The organism is Bacteroides sp. K03, from assembly GCF_019734355.1.
Taxonomy (GTDB): domain Bacteria; phylum Bacteroidota; class Bacteroidia; order Bacteroidales; family Bacteroidaceae; genus Bacteroides; species Bacteroides nordii.
In genome coordinates this window covers 57,585-81,342 of sequence record NZ_JAASHC010000008.1, presented here as the reverse complement: position 1 = coordinate 81,342, position 23,758 = coordinate 57,585, and the positions used below count along the sequence as shown (strand labels likewise).

Here is a 23,758-nt window from a genome sequence, read left to right as displayed (position 1 = left end):
AGAAGTATCGTAAGTCATAGATTCCGACTATACGAAATCTATGACATTCTGATTCATTTATTCAGGCCATCCGGGATTTTGTCCTAGAAGTGGATTTTTCACTCTCTCTTCGTAAGGGACCGGCCATAGATAATGCATAGCTGGATCAAAATAACGAGCTCCACCTTCAACCACTGATTTCTCATATATCACATCTCCAAACTCATCAACACCAGTATCAGGATAAGGATTAGCACCCAAATCATTCATACAGACTTTAAGACTCGGCCCTGTTATAGCACGTCCAAATCTAAGTTCACCTTCTTTCCAACGCATCACATCAGCGTATCTCATTCCATCAAAAGACAATTCTACTCGACGTTCTCTTTTCAATTCTGTCCAAAGATCAAGATTCCATTCAGTCAATTCATCCAGATTCATTCTATGCATCCCCACACGGTCTCTTAATTTATTGACTGTATAGTCGAGATCATCTTGAGATAAAGTACCTTTCGTTTTATAAAGGGCCTCCGCATAAATCAACAAAACCTCAGGAAAGCGAATTACATTCAAATTATTGTGAGATATATTATAATTACCCGCAATTGATTTTACATTGTATTTTTTAAAATAAAATCCAGTAATCCCGTTAGCTCCGTTTCTTCCAGGTTGAAGAGAGGAAAAACGAGGCAGATTAAATATCGGATTGGGCTTACGATATTCTGCATCTCCGTCATCACCACCCGGCCATTCATCTCCGGGGGCATACAAGGTCATTTTCATACGAGGATCTCTATTCTGAAAATAATCAACATAGTGCTCTTCCGGATATTTATAAAGAGGAGAAGTTTTAATATTCGTCTGCTTATAATACTCCAACCCCGCTTTAGCAGGCATTCCATCTGTACATAAATAAGCATCCACTAATGTTTTTGAAGGATTAAAACGGATAAAATCCGTAGGGCAACAAGTTTCATTAGGCATATTATTCATACGCACATCCTTGATGTAAACACTATAAATAATTGATTCATTATTATCTGGGTTAACTTCTACATCACCTTCTAACTGGTATATCTTTTCATAATCATATAACCCATAAGGTCCTTTATCTATAACCTCCTTCGCAGCTTTCGCAGCAATATCATATCGTTCATTTTGCAATGCTATACGTGCTTGCATAGCCAATGCCCCCCATCGGTCAATACGTCCAACATTAGTTCCCAATTGTCTTTCCTCAGGTAATTTAGATGCGGCCCATTCCAAATCATCCATCAAATAATCAATAATTTGATTTCTCGACGTACGAGGTACATAGGCTTCATCAGCTGTTATCACATGATCAACCCAGGGTACATCACCATAAAAAGTAGTTAACATAAAATAGAGCCATGATCTTATCACTTTTACTTCAGCTGCATATACATCCTTTACATCCTGTTCAATCTCTGCTTTATCATAATTATCCAAGAAATTATTACATGTATAAATATGACCATAAGAATACCGCCAATAGGAAGTAAATGGAAAACCATCCGTATAAGCATGTTTTCCTCCGGAAACTTTACTCAATCCACTATTTTTATCTCCCCACATTACAGTTTCCGCAGTAGACTCAGCCCATTTTATCATTAATTCATATTCAAAAGCTCCATAACAGGGATATAGAGCTGCCCGTAGCTGTTCTTCTGTTTTCCAATATGTTTCATTAGTAACAGAATCTTGTGGATATCTGTCCAAGAAGTCGGCACATGAAGTATTAACCCAAAACAAAAGCAATACTAAAATATATTTTATAGTTTTCATATCAGTATTTATTATCTTTATTAAAATGAAACAGATAAACCAAACACATAAGTTTTCACCTGCGGATAAGAATCACCAGACGTTTCACGTACTTCCGGGTCATAAGCTCCAAAATATTTAGTAAATGTCAACAAATTATCAGCAGAGGCGTATACCCTTAAATTGGAAAGTCCCAAACTATTAATCCATTTTTTTGGAAAAGTATATCCCAATTGAACATTTTTCAGCCGTAAATATGAAGCATCTTCCAGCCAATAGTCACTAAATAATAAATTATGAGTCTGAGCTTGATACAGTCTTGGATAAGCTGCATTCGGATTATTAGGTGTCCATCTATCCAAATGCTCTACTTTAGGTACAGAATAATCATTAATAAAACAATGACGAGCCTCATCTTTCAGATAACCATTCACTTTACCTACACCTTGTAGATAAAAACTAAAATCCCAACCTTTCCATTCCACAGCACCCTTGAAAGAATAAGTATAATGAGGATAGGGATCCCCAAATACCACCTTATCATAATTGTCAATTACTCCATCCGGACTACCATTCGGACCACTAATATCTCTGTACTTAATATCACCTGGTTGTACTATACTTTCCGAAGCCTTAGGTATAGCAAAATTAGGATTAATATATCTTCCATCTGCATTTTGTCCACCAAAATCAGATATTTGCGCCAACCCATCGGTCAAATATCCATAAAAAGCATTGATAGGATCACCCACTCTTCTTATTTTATCCGCTAAAGTCGGTTCACTCTTTCCTAAGTCAACAATTTTATTCTTTGCATCAGATATGTTAAATGACATACTATATTTCACCTCTCCGATTCTATCACGCCAAGAAATATCCCATTCCCAGCCTTTATTCTCAATTTTACCCATATTCTCAAATGGTAAATTAGCTGTTCCCGTTACACCAACGATAGTAGGATAAATAGGTTTTACCAAAGCATTAATATTCTCTTTCTTAAACCAATCAAATGATGTAGTTAGACGATTTTCAAAGAAGCTCAAATCAATACCGATATTCAACATCCGGATGGTTTCCCACTTAATATTCATATTTCCCAATTTTTTTTGGGCAAAACCAATATTATTAATACCTCCAATAGGATAACTCTTTTCAATTCTTTCAATTGGTGTCAGATAAGGATAATAATCACTGCCAACATTTTGATTACCAAGTTCACCCCAAGAAGCTCTAAGTTTTCCTGATTTCAGAACAGAATCAGCAAATCTCATAAAACTCTCACGAGAAAAGTTCCATCCAACAGAGAATGAAGGGAAATATCCCCAGCGATTATTCTTTGCAAATCGAGAAGTACCATCAATACGCATATTAGCTTCAAACAAATATTTCTCATTATAAGCATAATTAATACGCCCAAAATAAGAACGTAATGCCCAAGAATCTTTACCACCACCATTTGTGATATCTTCAGTTCCAGCATCTAATACATAAATATCATCTAAAAGAATATTTTTTCTACTACCATCTAAATCACTAAAATCATACCATTCCTGAGAAAAACCCAATAATGCACCAAATTCATGTAATTTGATACTCTTATTATAATTCAACGTTAATTGGAAACTTTGCGTCAGAGCATCCTGATGTGCCTGATATACATAATTACGCAAATTTTTATTTTGAGGATCAGGTGTTCCATCTGCATAAAACTCTGGTAAAACCGGGTTATATTCATCCGTCTCTCTAAAATAGTAATTAGCTGCATATTGCCCACCTAAATTTAAACCTTCTATAATTTTTAAATCAGCACCTATAATCGTATTTAATGTTCGTGACTTCCTTTGTTCTGTACCACCATCATAAGCTATAGAAAGAGGATTTTTTACAGAACCATTTGACCAATTCTCTGAATCGACCCAATTTCCGTTTTCATCTTGCTGTTGCCACTTAACAGGTAATAAAGGAGAATTTCGTTGGGCTAACCTAAATACACCGGATGCACCTGAAAAGCCCGAAGCACGGCGATAATAATCAACAAAACTAACAGTGCCATTCAATTTTAATCTATCAAAGACCTCTGTATTTACGCTAATTCGAGCATTATGTCTTTTAGAATCAAAAGCATCTCCTACCACTAGACCATCTTGGTTTAAATATCCGTAAGACATAAAATAACCACTTTTCTCACTACCACCTCTAACACTTAAAGAATGGCTTGTTTGCAAACTACTCTTTTTGAATATTTCACCAATCCAATCCGTATTCGAATATTCATTAGGATAATTTCCTGAATCATATTTTGAAAATGCTTCATCATTATAAGGTTTTGAAAATCCCGCTGCAGCCATCGCCTCATTAGACAACTCCATATACTGCCTACCATTAACCAATTCAGGAAGTGCCGTCGGAGTTTGTAAACCGATATAGCCAGAATAAGTCAATGTCGCTTTTTCTTTCTGCTTACCTTTCTTTGTTGTAATCAAGATAACGCCATTTGCTGCACGTGCACCATAAATAGAAGCAGAAGCAGCATCTTTAAGTACTGAAACACTCTCAATATCACCTGGATTCAGAAGGTTCATATCACCACCAGCCACACCATCTATTAATATAAGAGGAGAAGTACTACTGTTAATAGTATTCACACCACGTATCTTAATATCAGGAACAGCCCCCGGCTGACCAGATGAAGAAGTAATTGTAACACCAGGCAAAAGTCCTTGCAAACCTGTACTTACATTTGAGATTGGCCTGTTTTCTAAAACATCTCCTTTTACCATAGATACGGCACCTGTCAGATTTACTTTCTTCTGCACTCCATAACCAACCACAACTACATCATTCAGTTGAATTGCATTTTCCGCTAAAGTCACATCCAGCTTTCCCGGTTGGCGAACAACTTGTTTTACCTCTGTGTAACCTATAAAAGAGAAAAGTAACGTACTTCCTTCATCTACTTTCAACGAATAATTTCCGTCAATATCAGTAATTGTACCCGTAGAAGTACCTACAACTGATATTGTAGCACCTACAATCGGCTCTCCTGTCATTTTATCAACGACTTGTCCATTTACTGATACTTCTTTCTTTTTATCAGAAGAAGTATCTTCTTTTTTTTGTTCATTTTTATTATACAACAGAATACTATTGTCCAAAAAACGGAAACCAATATTCATTCCTTTCAATAAAGAAGAAAGGGCATCCTCTAATTTCACATTTTGAACTTTCAAAGAAACCGTCTTATTGGTATCAACAAACTCTTTACTATAAGCTACATTCATTTCAGCCTGCTTACTGATCTGTTCCATAGCCTGTTTGAGAGACAAATTACGAATAGTCACAGAAATTTTCTGTTGTTGAGGGTAAGCTATGAGCGGAAAAATAAGACATAATCCGCACACCATACACCATTTTCGGATGTATGAAAACAAGTGATTTTCATTCATAAAATTAGAAATTGATAAAGTTACTAGATTAATTATTTTTTTACCTTACTTCATAGATATCTTCTGAAATTTTATTAAATTTAATTGGAGTTATCGAAGACATTGTCTCCAGAATGTTTCCAAGATCATTGGCTTTACAAACAAAATTATATGTGAACGTGGTTATCTTAGTCCCACGGATATCAAAATTAACATCAAACTGCCTTGAAAGTACTGCCAGCACTTCTTCCAAAGGGGTATTTCGAAAGACCAACCTATTCTCTTTCCATCCGGAAGCATCTTTATAATACTCATTTGCCCGAATTTTGCAGAGTGAACTACCTTTTTCATAAACAGCTGTTTGTCCCGGGCGCATCTCATACAATGGAGATTTAGAACCATAATGTCCTATCATAATCTTTCCTTCATCAAGTGTGGTGGTTATTTTTTTGTCGGAAGGATAAGCAGATACATTAAAACTGGTTCCAGTCACTTTTATCTTCATCTCATCCGCCTGTACCATGAAGGGATTATCCGGATTCTTTTTTACCTCAAAATAAGCTTCACCAACCAAGGAAACCTGACGTTCTTTCCCCGTAAATTGTTCCGGATAAACCAGCTTTGAATCAGCATTCAACCACACGCGGCTACCGTCAGGCAAGAGCACAATCAACTTTTCTCCTTTGGAAGCACATATCTCTTGATATTCAGGAGTACACTCTTCCATTATTATATAGGTAAAGTAACTGATATTGAAAAGGAGCAAAGCGATGGCACACGCCCACCTGAAAGCTGGCCAAAACGCTCTCTTCTTTCTTTTATCTACTTCATCAAGTATATTCTGATAGACTTTATATTCATCAAACTCCGGCATCTCACGCCCGCCCATAGCCAAAGGTTCATTCTTTAGCAAACAATCAATATCGCTGTCTATATGTTCAGCAATATAATTAATGATTTCCGGAGCTGTATTTTTATGTTTATTCAAACGCATGTTTTTACTGATCTTTATATATAGTACACAAAGAGGACAGAAAAGTATTATATAAAATTATTGATTTTAAAAAAAGATTTTAAGAAAGATAAAAAAGAATGCCCGTTGGACTATCCGAAAGTTACATTAACAGCATAATTGCACGCTCACGAACCAACTTTTTAATTTGTTTCAAAGACTGGCTATATTGAAATTTAATGGTATTTATAGACAGATTTAATCTGTTTGCAATCTCCTGATTAGAATACTTCCCGGATATTTTCATAGAAAAAATCTTTTTCCTTTGAGGAGACAATTGTTCTACGGCACTACGTATCATTTCAACTTGCTCCTGGTCAAATTCCTGAGAATCTGTATCCTCTCCATCCAGATAATTGAGAATTTCCAAACAATCATCCAATACAAAAATATTACTTTTTGAATCCCGCAGAATATTCAATAGATCGTTCTTCAAAACAGTAAATAAAAAACGATTAATAGGACGACCCTCTTCCAGTTCTTCACGTTTTATCCAGATTTTCATAAACAAATTCTGTACAGCATCCTCAGCCAACTCTTTATTGCACAGGTATTTAAAAGACAGTGCAAAAGCTTGTGCACCATACTTTTTATAAAGAGTGGTGAAAGCAAGTTGATTTCCTTTTTTTAGTTGCTGAACGAGTAAAATGTCATCCATAATAATTCCCGATACACGATATGGGTGCAATATTCGCAAAAATATATGAGAAATACAAAACATTTGCTGGCAATCTTGTCAATAGATCGGAAAAGAAAAAAATAAGGACAGATGTGTTACATATTAATTAAAAAAAAGAGAAAAAGTACAGAAACAGTGCACTTCTTACACAAAAAGGTACACAAGAGATAATTACATAAAGCGATATGCATAACAACAGACATCACGCCATGCAGCAAAACAAGCCAGTGTCCACCCGATAGAAACTTCCGGTTAAGAAACTTCCGGTTAATTTTGTGATAAACCTGTATACTCGTAATTCCTTTTAATTATTCCACCCCTTGTCCGAAGTCTTCTTCGAACTCTTCTTCAGCCTCTTTTACTAAAGTTTCTGCCCGCAATGCACTTTTCGGAAAATACTTCGACAAGGGATAACGGAAGAATTTCATCTTGCCGACACGGTTGGTGAATCTACGGTCGGCCACAAAGTACACTCTGGACAAGCGCACCTCATGAGGAAGTACATCCTCAGGATGCTCAAAACCGTCACTCGTAACAGCTGCATGAAACGAACCGAGTCCACGAATAGTGACTGACTCTCCGCTTTTCAATATTTCCTCCATCACCTTAGGAAGGTCAGTAAGTATACTCAATACATCACCTTTACTCCTACCGCTTTGCGAAGAAAGCATATCCGCCAGGTCATTCTCATTCTTACCCCCACGTTTCTGGAGCTTCTTCTGTACAGCGTAATAGAGTTCCTTAAATCCTTCTACTGTGCTGAATCTCTTCTTTCTTACCAGATAAATCAATCCCATAATCTTTCGTATTAGATGTTGTAATCAAACGTATTGAAGGTCGTAACAGAACGTTGTACGACATGTGCATCTCGTACAGTATGACATGTACATCTCGTACAGCACGACATGTGCATGTCAGCATGTTCCAGATGCGCATGTCGTACAACGTTCTCTGCAAAGGTAATGAATATATCCCGGCAACAAAAGAAAGCTACAATTATTTCCCCTAAAAGTACACTCCGGGGAGTACAACTCACATATAACCCTTTTTTAAGATGTTATCACCTGTATTTTTAAAAGAATAGTTATCTTTGCAGACATATTTTAAACAGAACGTACTGTTTACAGGCATTGATAATAAATATAATAACGAAATAGATAAATGGCATTGCAATGTGGTATTGTCGGACTTCCCAACGTAGGAAAGTCGACACTTTTCAACTGTTTGTCGAACGCGAAAGCACAGGCGGCAAACTTCCCTTTTTGTACAATAGAACCGAATGTAGGCGTAATCACTGTTCCGGACGAACGTTTGAATAAACTGGCGGAGCTGGTACACCCGCAACGAATTGTACCCACTACCGTAGAAATTGTAGACATCGCCGGACTGGTAAAAGGTGCCAGTAAAGGTGAAGGATTAGGTAATAAGTTTCTCGCAAACATTCGTGAAACAGATGCCATCCTGCATGTACTTCGTTGCTTTGATGATGATAATGTGACACATGTAGACGGAAGTGTAAACCCTGTGCGTGACAAAGAGATTATTGACTATGAACTACAGTTGAAAGACCTCGACACTATTGACGCACGTATACAGAAAGTGCAAAAGCAAGCACAAACAGGAGGTGATAAGACTGCCAAACAGACTTATGACATCCTCGTTAAATACAAAGAAGCATTGGAGCAGGGAAAATCGGCCCGTACTGTAAAGTTTGAAACCAAAGACGAACAGAAAATAGCCCGTGAACTCTTTCTGCTTACCAGCAAACCGGTAATGTATGTTTGTAACGTGGACGAAGCAAGTGCCGTAAACGGAAACAAATATGTAGACATGGTTCGCGAAGCAGTAAAAGATGAAGATGCAGAAATTCTTATTGTTGCTGCCAAAACAGAATCGGATATTGCCGAACTGGAGACTTACGAAGACCGCCAGATGTTCCTTGCCGAAGTAGGACTGGAAGAATCAGGCGTAGCCCGGCTTATCAAATCGGCTTATAAATTATTGAATCTCGAAACTTATTTTACAGCCGGTGTACAGGAAGTACGTGCCTGGACTTATGAAAAAGGTTGGAAAGCACCTCAGTGTGCGGGAGTAATCCATACCGACTTTGAAAAAGGATTTATCCGTGCAGAGGTTATCAAATATGATGATTTTATCCAGTATGGTTCAGAAGCTGCCGTGAAAGAAGCCGGTAAATTAGGTGTGGAAGGAAAAGAATATGTAGTACAGGACGGAGATATCATGCATTTCCGTTTTAACGTATAAAGAATGAATTATCTTATAGCAGGAACCGGAGGTGTAGGAGGCAGTATTGCTGCCTTTCTTGCACTGAGCGGAAAGGATGTTACCTGTATAGCCCGTGGGGCGCACCTGGAAGCTATACAGAACAATGGACTGACGTTAAAGTCAGGCCTGAAAGGCAATCATACCATTCCAGTGAAAGCTTGTACAGCAGAAGAGTACACAGGAAAAGCAGACGTAATATTCGTTTGCGTCAAAGGCTATTCCGTTGACTCTATCACGGATCTGATAAAACGGGCTTCTCACGAAAAAACAATCGTAATTCCCATACTCAATGTTTATGGTACAGGACCACGTATTCAGCGCCTTGTTCCGGGCGTAACCGTTCTGGATGGTTGTATTTACATTGTAGGGTTCGTATCCGCCCCGGGAGAAATTACTCAGATGGGAACCATTTTCCGTTTGGTATATGGAGCGCATAGAGGCACAAATGTACCCGCCGGACTGCTTGAAGCCGTACGTGACGATCTGGTAGAAAGCGGAATCAAAGTGGATCTGTCACCTGACATTCAACGGGATACATTTGTCAAGTGGTCCTTTATCTCGGCTATGGCCGTCACCGGAGCTTATTTCAATGTTCCTATGGGCGAAGTGCAAAAGCCGGGTAAAATACGTGATACTTTCATAGGCCTGTCTACCGAAAGTGCCATGTTAGGAAAGAAACTCGGTATTGAATTCTCCGAAGATCCCGTCACCTACAATCTCAAAGTAATTGATAAACTCGACCCACAAAGCACCGCATCCATGCAGAAAGATATGGAGAAAGGACATCAATCCGAAGTACAAGGGTTACTTTTTGACATGATAACAGCTGCCGAAGAACAGGGAATAGAAGTACCAACCTATCAGGAAGTAGCCAAGAAATTCAGAATATAAAATTAAACTCAATAATTATGAATACCATTTTATTATCTATTAACTGGAACCCGAATCCCGAATTGTTCAACCTCTTCGGACTTCCCGTTCGCTATTACGGACTATTGTGGGCCGTTGGTATCTTTCTGGCCTATGTTATAGTTCACTATCAGTTCCGGGATAAAAAGATAAGCGAAAAGAAATTTGAGCCCCTGTTTTTCTATTGTTTCTTTGGTATTCTGATTGGGGCCCGACTGGGACATTGTATATTCTATGATCCTCAGACCTATCTCACCAGTTTCCGGGGATTCTGGGAAATGATACTTCCTATCAGATTCCTGCCCGACGGAGGCTGGAAATTCACAGGTTATGAAGGACTTGCCAGCCACGGTGGAACGTTAGGACTGATGATTGCCCTCTGGCTCTATTGCCGTAAAATGAAAATGCATTATATGGATGTAGTAGATATGATTGCTGTAGCCACTCCCATCACTGCCTGCTGTATCCGCCTGGCCAACCTGATGAACTCTGAAATCATTGGTAAACCGACCGATGTACCCTGGGCTTTCATCTTTGAACGTACAGATATGCTTCCACGCCATCCGGCGCAGCTATACGAAGCTATCGCTTATTTCCTGCTTTTCCTGGTGATGATCTATCTTTATAAGTTCTATAACAAAAAGCTACACCGCGGCTTCTTTTTCGGACTCTGTCTGACGGCCATCTTTGTATTCCGCTTCTTCGTTGAGTTCTTAAAGGAAAATCAGGTTAGCTTTGAAGACAATATGAGCCTCAACATGGGGCAATGGTTGAGTGTCCCCTTTGTGATCATCGGCCTCTATTTCATGTTCTTTTATGACAGGAAATCCATTAAAAAATGAAGCATATTATAGACATAGAAACCTGGGAGCGGAAAAGTAATTATGAGTTCTTCAAAAGTTTTCAGAATCCCACTATTTCCATAACCTCAGAGGTAGAGTGCGGAGGAGCCAAAGCCCGTGCCAAAGCCGCAGGACAATCATTCTTCCTCCACTATCTCTACGCCGTGTTACGCGCTGTCAATGAAATACCGGAGTTTCGTTTTCGCATAGATGCAGAAGGCAATGTAGTCTATTTCGACAATGTAGATATGTTGACTCCTATAAAGGTAAAAGAAAACGGACGTTTCTTCACCATCCGTCTGTCATGGAACAAAGATTTTAATGCCTTTTATGCGGAAGCCAAATCGGTCATAGATGCCATCAACCCTGATGGCGACCCGTATGATATGGAAAAAGTGGGTGGTAAAGACCTGCTTGATGTTATATTGTTAAGTGCTACTCCCGACTTGTATTTCACCTCACTGACCTGTACACAAGAACATCGTCACGGTAGTAATTACCCTTTGATGAATGCGGGAAAAGCAATATTAAAAGAAGGCAAATTAGTAATGCCAATTGCGATGACTATTCACCATGGGTTTATAGACGGGCATCATCTTTCGCTGTTTTATAAGAAAGTGGAAGAGTTTTTAAAATAGAGCACTTTCACTTGTAATTGATATAAAAATGCCCGATGATCATGTACAATCATCGGGCATTTTTTTCTTTCATTTCTACTTCCCTCTCACTATCTTCTTTATATCACTCAGCTTATTGAGCGCTTCAATCGGAGTAAGGTTATTCACATCCAGATTGAGTATCTCATCTCTGATCTGGCACAATATAGGGTCGTCCAACTGGAAAAAACTCAACTGCATCCCTCCCCTGTTCTCACTTACTCCACCTAATGGTTTACCGGAAATGCCTTGCTGACGATTGTCCGATTCGAGCTGCTTCAGAATTTCATTGGCACGCTTTACAATACTTTTCGGCATACCTGCCATCTTAGCTACATGAATACCGAAAGAATGCTCGCTACCGCCACGTTCCAGTTTACGAAGAAAAATAACTCTATTATCAACTTCTTTCACCGATACATTATAATTCTTTATCCGCTTGAAAGATTTCTCCATCTCATTCAGTTCATGATAGTGCGTGGCAAAAAGGGTACGTGCTTTTGCCTTAGGATGCTCATGGATATACTCTACAATAGCCCAGGCTATCGAAATACCATCATAGGTAGAAGTTCCACGCCCCAACTCATCAAACAATACAAGACTTCTCGAAGAAACATTATTCAGAATATCCGCCGCCTCATTCATCTCTACCATAAACGTAGATTCGCCAACGGAGATATTATCACTGGCTCCCACCCGGGTGAAAATCTTATCCACCAATCCGATGTGAGCACTCTCGGCAGGAACAAAAGAACCGATTTGAGCCAGCAAAGTTATTAATGCCGTCTGACGCAAAAGAGCAGATTTACCGGCCATATTGGGACCCGTAATAATAATAATCTGCTGCGTTGTACTATCCAGCATCACATCATTAGCAATGTATTTCTCACCTATCGGGAGCTGCTTTTCAATCACCGGATGGCGCCCCTGACGGATATCCAGTACGTCATTATCTTCAATCACCGGGCGAATATAGTTATTCTCACGTGCTACATTGGCAAATGCCAATAAACAGTCGATACGCGCTACCTGATTGGCATTAATCTGGATGGCAGGAATAAATTCACTCAAAGCTTGTACCAGCTCCGTATAAAGCCGGGTCTCAAGCACCAGAATCTTATCTTCTGCTCCGAGGATTTTCTCTTCGTACTCTTTTAACTCCTGAGTGATGTAACGCTCCGCATTGACCAGCGTCTGTTTGCGAATCCACTCCTGAGGTACTTTATCTTTGTGTACATTGCGTACCTCTATATAGTAGCCAAATACACTGTTATAGGCAATCTTCAGACTTGGAATCCCTGTCTGTTCACTTTCACGTTGCTGTATTTTCAAAAGGTAATCTTTGCCCGAATAGGCTATCTGTCTCAGTTCGTCCAACTCGGCATTTACCCCACTTTGAATCACGCCTCCTTTGTTTATCAATAAAGGAGGGTCATTGTTGATTTCCTTACTTATCCGGTCACGTATAGAAATACAAAGATTCAACTGCTCTCCTATCCGGTTCAGACTGGCATTATCTGCCTGCAGGCAAGCTTCTTTTATGGGTTCGATAGCCTGCAAAGCTATTTTTAACTGTACTACTTCGCGCGGTGACACACGTCCTACCGCCACTTTCGAAATAATACGCTCCAAATCTCCTATCAGATGCAGTTGCTCCTCAATCAGCTCTTTAAACTCCGGTTCACGAAAGAAATACTCCACTACATTCAAACGGTCGTTAATCGGCTTTTCATCCTTCAACGGAAATACCATCCAGCGCTTCAGCAAACGGGCTCCCATCGGACTAATCGTTTTATCAATGACATTGAGCAAACTGCTGCCGCCATCATTCATACTGCCGATAAGCTCAAGACTACGTACGGTAAATTTGTCCAGACGCACATACTTATCTTCTTCAATGCGGGCCAGCGAGGTAATATGACCAATCTGTGTATGCTGTGTCATATCCAGATATTGCAGGATAGCACCCGAAGCAATTGTACCATTCTTCAGATGTTCCACACCAAAACCTTTCAGATTTTTCGTCTCAAAATGTTTCAGCAGCTTCTCACGGGAAGTCGTTTCCGTAAAAACCCAGTCGTCCAGTTCGAAAGTGAAGAATTTACTTCCGAAGTTACCCTCGAACATACCACGTTTACCGCGTTCAAAGAGTACTTCTTTGGGACCAAAATTATTGAGCAGCTTATCCACATAATCGAAAGGTCCCTCTGCCGTCAAGAATTCACCGGTAGAGATATCAAGAAAGGCAATACCACAGGCTGATTTACCAAAATGCACTGCGGCAAGGAAATTATTTTCTTTATAGTTGAGAATATTATCATTGATAGACACACCCGGAGTAACCAATTCTGTAATGCCACGTTTCACCAGTTTCTTTGTCATCTTCGGATCTTCCAGCTGGTCACAGATAGCTACACGTTTACCGGCGCGAACCAGTTTTGGTAAATAGGTATCCAGCGCATGATGAGGAAAACCGGCCATCTCAATAGTCTTTCCTTTTCCGTTGGCACGTTTAGTCAGGGTAATTCCCAGTATCTCAGCTGCAATAATTGCATCTGTTGAATAAGTTTCGTAGAAGTCCCCGCATCGAAACAGCATCACCGCATCCGGGTGTTTTGCTTTCAGGTCAAGGAACTGTTTCATCATAGGGGTTAGTTCAATATCGTTGCTCACAGGTAGTCTCCTCTTCTTTTTTAATTCAGTAATCAGTGGGCAAAGATACTGATTTCCCACTAATCTACCATCCCGTCAACACCAAGATTTATTGGGTTATCTTATCGTAAAAAAGTCTTTAAACAAGCTCCTGAATTATTAACAACCCGCACAGTATTCTTAAAACGTGTTATAAAACATACTATTTTTCTTGGATTATTTGCAGATACCGCCAAAAGCCGTACATTTGCAATGTGTTTTTCATAGTATTAGATTTAAGGTTAACAAAGGTTGGAGCAAGGCGTTGCTCCTTTTTTTATGTCCGTACCTTTTCACCTCCTTTCATCAATATTCTCTTTTGATGATAGCAGGAATTAAAAAGATAAAAACAAAATAGTAGCCACTATCGTTCTTTTTTTATTATATTTGTAATATGCATGCAAAAAAACAGAAACTACCAATTTAATGCTACATATTATGAAAAAACTTCTACTCCTCATCACAATCCTTTTACCCGCCTTACAAAGTACATACGGGCAAGAGCAACCCTGGATCTCCGCAGGCAAACAATGGTCAACACTTGTACGTCCTTCAGTCTCACCCGAATATTATCACGAATGGACTACTACCTCCTTTTTAAAATCAGATACAATTATCAACGATTTACATTATTTCAATATCTACACAACAGAAAATGAAGATTTAACTGAAGCCAAATGGTCAGGACTTTGCATCCGACAAGATGGTGATAAAGTATACCACTACAATACAAAAAGTCAGCAAGAATTATTATTATTTGATTTCAGTAAAGAATATGGAGATGAATTTACATATTATGACGGTGTTCAAGTTAAGGTAACCGCCGCTTATACCTACATAGATATAAATGGAATACGCCGGAGGGCTATTAATATAGTATCTGTTGACGGGGGAGGAAGAGACGAATGGATAGAAGGCTTTGGCTCTATGCAGAATGGAATAGGGCAACCTTGCCTTTCTAAAGCAGGAACAGGTTACAAACTTCTGTGCTGTCGCGATAATAAGCAACAATTTTACCATGATCCAGACTATAAAACTTGCTATAGAAAGACCTATCCTCCTTTTTTTCTTTTGACCGACCACACAAAGTGGAGAGAGATCAATTACTGTGAATCCAACAACGAAATACCGACAAAATACAATTTACATGATTATGAAGTTCTGGGAGATACCGTAATAAACAATCAAATGTATAAGAAAGTATACTTAACCATTAATGGAGAACATACAGATTACTATACAGCCATCCGCGAACAAAATAATATATTAGTGTGTAAACCGGCAAATAACGATAAAGAATATACCTTAGCAGACTACAGATGGACCGGCAGTGAGCAACTTCAGTTTAACGATATCTCATGGACCCCTTATGAATTCGAATGTAATATAACCGGACAGATAGAGTCAGAGAATAAATATCTGTATGATTATATTCAATTAGCTGACCATTGGGGCAGGATACAAGCACCCTCCAAAGATGTCCGTTTCATAAAATATTTCGGTTCTACATTAGGATTATTTTCTTATCTGCTAATGGGAGGACAGACTATCGATCGTCAAATGTACAATGAACTTGTTTCGATTCATATCGGAAATGACCTGATTTACCAAAACCCTTATTTTACAGAAGACGGTGTACTTATCAGCACAATACTCGAAAACCATTGGTTGGGGCAGGATACAAAATGGACAGAAGTAAGATACCGTACAATGTGGTGGCCTGTCTTCTTTAATAAATATCACTATAAACTGAAAGGCGTTGAATATATAGATGGAAACTATTACTGGAAAGTCTATTGTGGGGATAGGGAAACAGGCAAAATGCGCGAAGATAAAGAAGGCAACATATATTACAGAGACCAGCAGACTGACAATGGAAATAATATCTCCAAAGAGTTTCTGCTATATTCATTTGGAAAAGAGCCCTGGAAAATAGGAGACAAAATACGATATGCCGGCGAATGGGATGCCGATGGAGTTAAAGAGGTAGAACATACCATCACGTATTTGGAAAATTACACATTAATAAATGGCGAAGTAGTGCCTGCAACTATCACCAACATAGGATTCCTAATATATGGCATCGGGAACACAACAGGAATAGTCGAAGGAATATATCCACAACCCACAGATGGAAGTCAGGCTGCCCTATATGAATATTATCGGAAAGGAGAACTGCTCTACCGCAATAAAAGCGTTGGTATAGAACCGGTCAATGCTTCTACCCAACTAATGATTCGAAATGAAGGAAACAGCGTCATTTTTAAGCAAATTGCTACGAACAGCAATGCATCACTTTTAATCTACAATATCAACGGGCAAAACATCGGAATTTATCCAATGACCGATAATGAAGTAATCATCAATCATCTGCCAGCGGGAATTTATTTATATCGGCTATCTTCCACTACGCATGAAGAAACCGGACGGTTCGTTATTCTGGTAAAATAAAATAATGCTTTATAGAGTATTCATTGGTTCAATCCCAATACCTACTCCATTATTTTTCACTTATAAACTCTGATATAAAAATACGGCTGCAAAAACTTTTGTTTCTTACAGCCGTATTCTTTTGATCGTTTTCCTTTATCTCATTTTACACTTGCCAAAAGGCGAACAGCATTGCCGTCATTCAGTGCATAAGTGCTCTTTTCCATATTCTTATCGAAAGTACGACTTCCGGCATTCCAAAGAGCATAATTCATTTCAACCTCATTGGTATTGTAAGTGATATCAAGTTTGAAATAAGGAGTCCAAGCCTCTTTCACGCTATCCCATTTTGCAGCTTCTTTACAAACTACACGGTTTTCATTGTCATAAGTATAAGTGTAGCGAAGATGACGGAACAGATAGCCGGATTCATTTTTAAAGATAGTCTTAGCTACCAGTAATTCACCATTCATCTCATCATTTTTCACATAGTCAACAGGATTACTTGCATTAGCACTCATTACACTTGCCATTAACACTGCTACCATTACCACTGCTTTGAAAAATACATTTGCTTTCATAATCGTTATTTTTTTATTGTTATTATTCTTTGGGTTTGTGGCTGCTGTTTTTTTCTCAACCGCCTTCGCATATAGATAGTCAATAGCCGTGCCAAAGATATAATAACCTGATTATCAACGATTATAAAAATAAGACATGCGTTCATTTTCGAACAGATGTCCGCTCAAAAACGGACATAATCATATCACTTAGATGTAATGACCGTTTCTCCATCAGCTTTGCACATAATGAATACTTTCCTCCTGTAAGTAGGTTCATCTGCGGAATAAATAAGTTTTCCATTTACTTTCCAGGATACTATATCACTGATATAATCACCATTTACTTTACGTTTGCCCTGATATCTGTGTTGAAGAGCCACTTCATAAGGCTTGCCCTTGAAGTATACATAAAAGGTAAAATCACTGTACCGCGAATCGCCGTACGCATAAGTAAAGAAACTATTCAGATTTTCATCCTTATCCATTACTATATTATTTATCTCATTATTATACCAAAGTCCATCAGTTGTTGTAGCAAACTCAGTAGGAGGTGCCGGTGGTGTATCAAGCAGAGTCTCACAGGAAATGGGCAATGCAATCATATTAATAAGATCATGCCCTTCTTCATCAATAAAATAGAAACGTACAACATGACCGCTAAAAAAAGGTCTCCCATCTTTCATACTATCATACCAATGCTCTTCATCATCGTTGCATGACGCAAAGCCAACTGCCAAAAGGAGAAGTAATACCAGTCCGGATAAATACTTTGTTTTCATAATTCCTTAGTTATTATAGTTCAGTCTTTTTATCTCCCAATCCACACAAAAATAAGAAATAATATTCAAGCAGTAGCTTGAAGGAGCAATCAATTTAATAAAAACACACAAAATAATAGATTACACTGTGTCGATGCACTTCCCCGTAGAAAAAATACTTTTTGTTAAAATACCCCTTCCGGAAAGCCTTCTTTTTATAAATTTATAAATGCAAATATTAAAGCATGTTATAAAACACACTTTTTTATTTGGATTATTTGCGAATACCACAAAAGGCCGTATCTTTGCAATGTGTTTTTCATAGTATTAGATTTAAGGTTAACAAAGGTTGGAGCAAGGCGTTGCTCCTTTTTTTATGTCTATACCTCAGATTACATCTTTTTCTCCTGTCTAAAAATTTACTTCTGAACGATTATACCTCATCTATCCGAAGTTATCATAATAACAATTACAACGAATGATCTTGATTGAAACTTCCTGATTCTTAAATACGAAAGAAACATATAAAACACTGATTTTCAACAGACTTAAATAACCTATTATTTATGATGCAAAAGTACGTACTTAAGTATGTGTTAAATGTACACTTTTATATAGCAAAAGTACGTACTCTTAGTATATAAAAGTACGTACTCTTGTCAGTACAAAAATTATAGTTAAGGAATACTGTTAATAATGTTAATGATCAGAGTTCGGTTGTTCACTCATTAAACCAGTCAATCTTCTTTGAAAAATACATTACGGCGGCAAGTATTACAAACAATCCCAAACTTCCGGCAAGCAAAGCAAAAGTCTCTAACTGGATAAGAATAAATATGTAAATGTACAGTACACTTAATAGTCCCGACATAATAAATGCCGGCTTCTTCTTTTTAATAATACCCAGCATATAACCTCCTACCAGGCCGATTGTCAATACTGCCGAAATCAGATAAGCCATATTGAATCCCACATGTTCGGATATAGATAACAACAAGCTATAGAATAAACAAAGCGCCAATCCCACTAACAGATATTGCAAAACATGGATACGTGTCTTTTCCATCATCTCCGTAAAGAATATCACTGCAAACGTCAGTAATATTATGAGAATAGCATATTTGGCAGAACGCATCGATTGTTGATATTGCTCGACGGGAACTTTCAGATTTACTCCGAAATTAGAATTTTCGATATCCTTAACACCCGCATTACGATAATCAATTATCACCTGCGAATAATTCCGGTTCAGATTCAACACCTGCCAGTGTGCAGAAAAACCTTCCTCAGTTACTTCTCTGCTATCCGGCAGATAATTACCGGTAAAACTTGGTGTACTCCAATTAGCTTTCAGATTTATCTTCGTTGTTTTCCCCAGTGGAGCAAAGTTAATAGATTGCGAACCTTTCAGTTTAATCTTCATTTCATAGGGCAGTTTTTTATTCTCTTTCAAAGCAGAAAGATCCACCACAGCATGTACACCCACATTCTTAATTCCCCTGCCATCCATACCCGGTTCAAATATGTAGACAGAATCGTTCAAAGTAATGCTGATCTGTTCACTGATTCCCCGCATATCGGTGAGATTGAAACAGATAGCCGCTTTCCGGAGATAAAGTGCATCTATATCTACTCCGCTTTTACGAAGTTCTTCCGAACTAAAGAAGCCTTTAAAAACCAGCTCCGACTGATATACATTCACCTCATAAATTCCCCTTTTAAGAATTTCTGTACGCAACTGCCCATCAATAAACAGCTCATCAGGAAATAGCATGATACTTCCATTACTGATCTTCTGCTTTCCATTGTCTTCAGAGACAATCGGATATTGCAGATTAATATATGGGCCTGTAACAGTCTGTGCCAGACTCCACTTCTGACTAACCTCGTCGATGGCATCTACCTGCGTCTGTCCACGCTCGGTAATCATACTTTCGATCATAACCATTGGTATTAACAGAAGAAGAACCAATGCAGCAATAACCAGTACTTTAACAGTTTTGGAAAAACTCCGGGAGCTACTTGTATGCACCGGTTTTTCCACTTTGTTCAAATTTTCATTAAAATCGTCCATAGTAGAATAGTGTTTAGTAAATAATTAAGAAACTTTTTTTTGAATTCTATAAAATGCAAAATAGTTTCTAAGTCTAGTTTAGTTTTTGTATAATACTCCCTTTTCCTCCAAAAAGAAAAAGCAAGTTGTGTAACGCCAAGCGTTCAGGTTGATTTCAATAAACTTTCCAATGCAGCAATGTGCTCTTTAAAAGCTTCCTTCCCCGGAGGTGTGGCCTGGAAAGAAGTTTTTGTTTTCCTACCCACAAAGGCTTTTTTACAAACAATATAGCCAAGTTCTTCCAGCGCACGGGTATGACTCGCCAAATTGCCGTCCGTCAGTGAAAGTAATTCTTTCAACGTATTAAAGTCGGACTCCTCATTGACCATCAAGACCGCCATAATACCTAACCGGACTTTGCTTTCAAACGCCTTATTTATATTCTGAAATCCTTCTAACATCAACTACTTGCTCCTTTCATATTGCAAATAAAACAATATACCGTACAATATATGAAGTCCTCCAAACCCAATGGTCCAGAACATGAGTGCATAACCCTCGAAAAAGCAGTCTACAACTCCTAAAAGAAGAAACCCATATCCCAGCCAGGCTACATTGGAATAAGTAAATTTAGAGACGTTGACCAGAGAAAGCCCGTAAAACAGTAACATGACCGAAGAAATCACTCCATAATTCTCATGCAACAGCAAAGCGATACAAAACAGCCCCCCTACAAGCAAGGGAAGCGAAAAGTTCCATAAAGTCCGGTATGTCAGTTTACTAAAAATCTTCTGTCCGGTTTTTCTCGCCTTATAGCAAGACAGTATACAAGCCGTAATAACCGAAGCTATCAGCACCAACGAAGCTACCAGTATCATCTCTGCCAGAGAAGCTTCCGATTTAAAGACCCGGGCGACTACATAAGCGCCAACCAATGAATAAGTACCAGCCATAACAGCTGTCATACCACTGAGAGATACAAATCTGGAGGACTTTTCCATCAACTCCTTTATCTCATTTACTGATTCTAATGCTTTATCTTTATTCATATAAAAAGTACTTTGCGATACAAAGTAAAATAGAAATTATCAGAATACAAAGAAAATATCAGAAAAAAATAAAGAGTATAGTCGAAAACCAGAAATAATGTGCCAATGTGCTAATATGCCAATGCCTTTCAGCAATACAGCGCAGCCAATTGGCACATTGGCATATTAGCACATTGGCACATTATTTTCGCCAGATAATTTATTAACGTAAAGATAACGTTGCAATAACATACTATGATTAAGCCACCCTCTATCTTTGCAACATCGAAAGAAACAAATAAAAGTATAAACCCATAAAACAGTAATAGTATGAAAACTTTAGTATTATCAGTAGTAATTGCAATGACATCCGTATTGAATACAGTAAGTGGCAACAATCTCCCCGAATTTGCTTACAACACCACAACAAACGGAGAACAAGTGGAAAGTCAGACCGTATATACAGTAGAAAACGGTAAATACCTGCATCCGCATCTGAAATATAACTATACGTATAATGCTGATGGAAGCGTTTCGAAAAAAGAAGTATTGAAATGGAGTGAGATTATGCAGGTATTTGAAAAGCAATACTGCCTGAATTTCACACATGACCCTCAGGAGAATAGTATCGAATACGCAGCATGGGATGCTAAGACGGATTCTTACTCAGATATAAAATCGAAAGCTGTCTATCAGACCAGAGATTCCGGACAGATACTCAACTACCAGAGCTACGAATGGAATAAAAAAGAAAACAACTGGAATCTGGCTACCGAACACACGATCCTGAATGGAAATGACGGTTTGTTTGCCAACAAATAATCTCTCTTTACAATAACTCTGACAAAAGCAACAGGGCTGCAAGACTTTACATCTCGCAGCCCTGCCATTTTAATACCTGCTGATCTTATTTTGTACTTCCCGGAAGGCAAAGAGCCTGTCAAGAAAAGAAAGGGAAAAGTACTTACCGAAGAACAAAAAGAGTTCAACAGGGAAGTTTCTCGCATAATGGTGCGAGTAGAGCATGCCATCGGAATTGCCAAGTTTATGAAAATTGTAAAAGACAAATGCCGACTTAGGGCAAACCAATTCGTGGAACGCATTTTACTACATGTGCTGCTTTCATAATCTGAGAATTAAAATCAAACCATGGACATAAAAAAACTAATTTACGTAAACTCTAATGATCCAGGGATATGAAAAATATCAACTTCATCACTTCATCCTAAAGAAATACAAAATAAATATACATTTTTCTTACAATTTAAAATATAATTACTATTTTTGTAAAATACTTGCAATAAGTAAATTGTATAGTCAAATCACAAACCGGACAAATGTCATATAACATTTGTTTTTCTTATTGTTTCGTATGAATGGAAGCAAGATGTGGTAATTCTATTATGTTAATCATTATACTCTAATCTATTATGAAACTTAAGAAAAATATCTGGTTGTTGATCTGCTGTATTCAGATATTGACGGGTAAATCCCAAAATATATTGAACGAATCAACTTCATTATTTCGCTCGGGTGATATAATCACAAAACAAGAGTTACAGTACAAAACTCCCGGTCCGACCGGTAAAGGTGTCATTTGGGATTTTAAAGAACTTATCCATTTAGGAAGCGAATACACAGAATGCTTTGTCGGTAAAATCGATTCCTCACTGACTTGTCTTGGAGGAGACAACGGTTATAAGTATAAGTTTTCCGGTGATTCTTTATTTTGTATAGGCTATCAGACCCCCACTTTGCATATTGACTATCTATTACCGGAGTTACGACAAATTTATCCGACAGTTTACAAAGACTCTATCCATACTTTTTATTATGGAGAGGGAGTATATAGCCAAATGCTTCCCATTACGGTCTACGGGGAAATCACCCATGTGGCAGATGCGGAAGGAACCTTGCTACTACCCGACGGTGACAGTTTGAAAAATGTATTACGAATACGAAGTACCGCCCATATCGGACAGCAAATGTCCGCTTTCACCTCCATTTATGCCAACGGCGATACTTCCCGCTACTCAATAGACTCTCTTCTCTATCGGCTGCAGAACAACAAAGTCACTTGGGAAGTAACGACCTACAAATGGTATGCACCCGGATACAGATATCCCCTCTTTGAGACGGTACAGAACAAAATCATTGATTCTTCAGGAAGCAGATCTCATTTCAACCGCTCTTATTATTCTCCTTCTGTCAATCAGAATTATTTGTCCGAAGATGTATCCAACCAAGAAATTCGTACCAATCTAATTCTTCAGGAAGAGCGTTTACGCTCAAAACATGCTTCTGATAAACGCAAAGGTACCGGAAATGAGAATCAGACCTATAATTATTCAATAGGAGCCAATCAGATGCTACATGTGAACTATCTTTTAGTAGAAACTTCTACGGTAGAATTTTATTTGTATTCCCCGAATGGAGCTATCTTGTGGCACAAGCATCTTGCTGACCTTTCGTCAGGAACTTACACGGCCGACCATGATCTTTCTCCGTTAATCCCGGGAACTTATTTATTGACCATTCTTATAAATGGAGAGCCACATACAGAAAAAATACAAAAAAATAATCGATAACATTATTTGTAAGATGCTTAAATACATACCAATACTACTGCTCATATTATCCCCTTTCAGTCTATCATACGGGC

Annotated in this window: 19 protein-coding genes; 8 read left to right on the top strand and 11 right to left on the bottom strand. The window is 38.3% G+C overall.

The features are described 5' to 3' along the window. Positions 1–57: 57 nt before the first annotated feature. The 5 genes from HCG69_RS08285 to HCG69_RS08265 form a co-directional block, all read right to left on the bottom strand. A complete protein-coding gene (locus HCG69_RS08285) occupies positions 58–1,785 on the bottom strand; it encodes a RagB/SusD family nutrient uptake outer membrane protein (protein ID WP_221649666.1) in 1,728 nt (575 codons plus the stop codon). A 20-nt stretch (positions 1,786–1,805) separates the two neighbouring features. Beyond that, positions 1,806–5,210, bottom strand: a complete 3,405-nt coding sequence (locus HCG69_RS08280) for a TonB-dependent receptor (protein WP_221649665.1) — start codon at positions 5,208–5,210, stop codon at positions 1,806–1,808. Between the two features lie 40 nt (positions 5,211–5,250). Continuing rightward, the gene (locus tag HCG69_RS08275; RefSeq protein WP_221649664.1) at positions 5,251–6,183 is read right to left on the bottom strand and encodes a FecR family protein; all 933 of its coding nucleotides are present in this window, start codon (positions 6,181–6,183) and stop codon (positions 5,251–5,253) included. Positions 6,184–6,304: 121 nt separating this feature from the next. After that, on the bottom strand, positions 6,305–6,859 hold the full coding sequence (locus HCG69_RS08270; protein WP_195570075.1) for an RNA polymerase sigma factor: 555 nt from the start codon (positions 6,857–6,859) through the stop codon (positions 6,305–6,307). Between the two features lie 329 nt (positions 6,860–7,188). Next, positions 7,189–7,677: an HU family DNA-binding protein gene (locus HCG69_RS08265; protein WP_002558429.1), complete on the bottom strand. Its 489-nt coding sequence runs from the start codon at positions 7,675–7,677 to the stop codon at positions 7,189–7,191. Positions 7,678–8,041: 364 nt separating this feature from the next. On the opposite strand from HCG69_RS08265, the gene ychF reads away from it, so the two are divergent. From ychF to HCG69_RS08245, 4 genes are read left to right on the top strand one after another with little or no spacing between them, the layout of a single operon-like run. After that, positions 8,042–9,145 (top strand): redox-regulated ATPase YchF, encoded by a 1,104-nt coding sequence (gene ychF / locus HCG69_RS08260; RefSeq protein ID WP_196039873.1) that lies wholly within the window; start codon positions 8,042–8,044, stop codon positions 9,143–9,145. A 3-nt stretch (positions 9,146–9,148) separates the two neighbouring features. Continuing rightward, a complete protein-coding gene (locus HCG69_RS08255) occupies positions 9,149–10,057 on the top strand; it encodes a ketopantoate reductase family protein (protein WP_221649663.1) in 909 nt (302 codons plus the stop codon). 17 nt (positions 10,058–10,074) lie between these two features. After that, entirely contained in the window at positions 10,075–10,917 is an 843-nt protein-coding gene (gene lgt, locus HCG69_RS08250) for a prolipoprotein diacylglyceryl transferase (protein ID WP_221649662.1), read from the top strand. Further along, positions 10,914–11,555 (top strand): chloramphenicol acetyltransferase, encoded by a 642-nt coding sequence (locus HCG69_RS08245; protein ID WP_221649661.1) that lies wholly within the window; start codon positions 10,914–10,916, stop codon positions 11,553–11,555. The genes lgt and HCG69_RS08245 overlap by 4 nt, the downstream gene beginning before the upstream one ends. Before the next feature lie 75 nt (positions 11,556–11,630). Here HCG69_RS08245 and mutS read toward each other — a convergent pair whose 3' ends face one another. After that, complete coding sequence (mutS, locus tag HCG69_RS08240; protein ID WP_221649660.1) at positions 11,631–14,246, bottom strand: DNA mismatch repair protein MutS; 2,616 nt, start codon at positions 14,244–14,246, stop codon at positions 11,631–11,633. Positions 14,247–14,702: 456 nt separating this feature from the next. Between mutS and HCG69_RS08235 the strand changes: the two genes are divergently transcribed. Next, positions 14,703–16,715, top strand: coding sequence for a T9SS type A sorting domain-containing protein (locus tag HCG69_RS08235; RefSeq protein WP_221649659.1), 2,013 nt, complete (start codon positions 14,703–14,705; stop codon positions 16,713–16,715). 140 nt (positions 16,716–16,855) lie between these two features. On the opposite strand, the gene HCG69_RS08230 is transcribed toward HCG69_RS08235, so the two are convergent. From HCG69_RS08230 to HCG69_RS08210, 5 genes are all read right to left on the bottom strand, one after another. Further along, entirely contained in the window at positions 16,856–17,275 is a 420-nt protein-coding gene (locus tag HCG69_RS08230) for a DUF3836 domain-containing protein (RefSeq protein WP_221649658.1), read from the bottom strand. A gap of 185 nt (positions 17,276–17,460) precedes the next feature. Next, positions 17,461–18,036, bottom strand: a complete 576-nt coding sequence (locus tag HCG69_RS08225; protein ID WP_221649657.1) for a hypothetical protein — start codon at positions 18,034–18,036, stop codon at positions 17,461–17,463. Between the two features lie 700 nt (positions 18,037–18,736). Further along, the gene (gene creD / locus HCG69_RS08220) at positions 18,737–20,089 is read right to left on the bottom strand and encodes a cell envelope integrity protein CreD (protein ID WP_221649656.1); all 1,353 of its coding nucleotides are present in this window, start codon (positions 20,087–20,089) and stop codon (positions 18,737–18,739) included. Between the two features lie 143 nt (positions 20,090–20,232). Then, positions 20,233–20,529, bottom strand: coding sequence for a transcriptional regulator (locus HCG69_RS08215; protein ID WP_002558440.1), 297 nt, complete (start codon positions 20,527–20,529; stop codon positions 20,233–20,235). 3 nt (positions 20,530–20,532) lie between these two features. After that, on the bottom strand, positions 20,533–21,117 hold the full coding sequence (locus tag HCG69_RS08210) for a hypothetical protein (protein WP_007483031.1): 585 nt from the start codon (positions 21,115–21,117) through the stop codon (positions 20,533–20,535). A gap of 309 nt (positions 21,118–21,426) precedes the next feature. Between HCG69_RS08210 and HCG69_RS08205 the strand changes: the two genes are divergently transcribed. The 3 genes from HCG69_RS08205 (at position 21,427) to HCG69_RS08195 (ending at position 23,684) form a co-directional block, all read left to right on the top strand. Continuing rightward, on the top strand, positions 21,427–21,918 hold the full coding sequence (locus HCG69_RS08205) for a DUF3836 domain-containing protein (RefSeq protein WP_221649655.1): 492 nt from the start codon (positions 21,427–21,429) through the stop codon (positions 21,916–21,918). A 90-nt stretch (positions 21,919–22,008) separates the two neighbouring features. Beyond that, complete coding sequence (locus HCG69_RS20840) at positions 22,009–22,224, top strand: transposase family protein (RefSeq protein ID WP_221649654.1); 216 nt, start codon at positions 22,009–22,011, stop codon at positions 22,222–22,224. 302 nt (positions 22,225–22,526) lie between these two features. Beyond that, positions 22,527–23,684 carry a T9SS C-terminal target domain-containing protein gene (locus HCG69_RS08195; protein WP_221649653.1) on the top strand — a complete coding sequence of 386 codons (1,158 nt, stop codon included), beginning with the start codon at positions 22,527–22,529 and terminating at the stop codon, positions 23,682–23,684. The last annotated feature ends 74 nt before the right edge of the window (positions 23,685–23,758 follow it).

Excerpts from the sequence above, each read along its gene's own strand:
- HCG69_RS08275 (WP_221649664.1), bottom strand. The coding sequence starts at position 6,183 with ATGCGTTTGAATAAACATAAAAATACAGCTCCGGAAATCATTAATTAT.
- HCG69_RS08285 (WP_221649666.1), bottom strand. The coding sequence starts at position 1,785 with ATGAAAACTATAAAATATATTTTAGTATTGCTTTTGTTTTGGGTTAAT.
- HCG69_RS08280 (WP_221649665.1), bottom strand. The coding sequence starts at position 5,210 with ATGAATGAAAATCACTTGTTTTCATACATCCGAAAATGGTGTATGGTG.
- creD (WP_221649656.1), bottom strand. The coding sequence starts at position 20,089 with ATGGACGATTTTAATGAAAATTTGAACAAAGTGGAAAAACCGGTGCAT.
- HCG69_RS08225 (WP_221649657.1), bottom strand. The coding sequence starts at position 18,036 with ATGAAAACAAAGTATTTATCCGGACTGGTATTACTTCTCCTTTTGGCA.
- HCG69_RS08270 (WP_195570075.1), bottom strand. The coding sequence starts at position 6,859 with ATGGATGACATTTTACTCGTTCAGCAACTAAAAAAAGGAAATCAACTT.
- HCG69_RS08230 (WP_221649658.1), bottom strand. The coding sequence starts at position 17,275 with ATGAAAGCAAATGTATTTTTCAAAGCAGTGGTAATGGTAGCAGTGTTA.
- HCG69_RS08215 (WP_002558440.1), bottom strand. The coding sequence starts at position 20,529 with ATGTTAGAAGGATTTCAGAATATAAATAAGGCGTTTGAAAGCAAAGTC.
- HCG69_RS08255 (WP_221649663.1), top strand. The coding sequence starts at position 9,149 with ATGAATTATCTTATAGCAGGAACCGGAGGTGTAGGAGGCAGTATTGCT.
- HCG69_RS08235 (WP_221649659.1), top strand. The coding sequence starts at position 14,703 with ATGAAAAAACTTCTACTCCTCATCACAATCCTTTTACCCGCCTTACAA.
- HCG69_RS08245 (WP_221649661.1), top strand. The coding sequence starts at position 10,914 with ATGAAGCATATTATAGACATAGAAACCTGGGAGCGGAAAAGTAATTAT.
- HCG69_RS08210 (WP_007483031.1), bottom strand. The coding sequence starts at position 21,117 with ATGAATAAAGATAAAGCATTAGAATCAGTAAATGAGATAAAGGAGTTG.
- lgt (WP_221649662.1), top strand. The coding sequence starts at position 10,075 with ATGAATACCATTTTATTATCTATTAACTGGAACCCGAATCCCGAATTG.
- HCG69_RS08195 (WP_221649653.1), top strand. The coding sequence starts at position 22,527 with ATGAAACTTAAGAAAAATATCTGGTTGTTGATCTGCTGTATTCAGATA.
- ychF (WP_196039873.1), top strand. The coding sequence starts at position 8,042 with ATGGCATTGCAATGTGGTATTGTCGGACTTCCCAACGTAGGAAAGTCG.
- HCG69_RS08205 (WP_221649655.1), top strand. The coding sequence starts at position 21,427 with ATGAAAACTTTAGTATTATCAGTAGTAATTGCAATGACATCCGTATTG.
- HCG69_RS08265 (WP_002558429.1), bottom strand. The coding sequence starts at position 7,677 with ATGGGATTGATTTATCTGGTAAGAAAGAAGAGATTCAGCACAGTAGAA.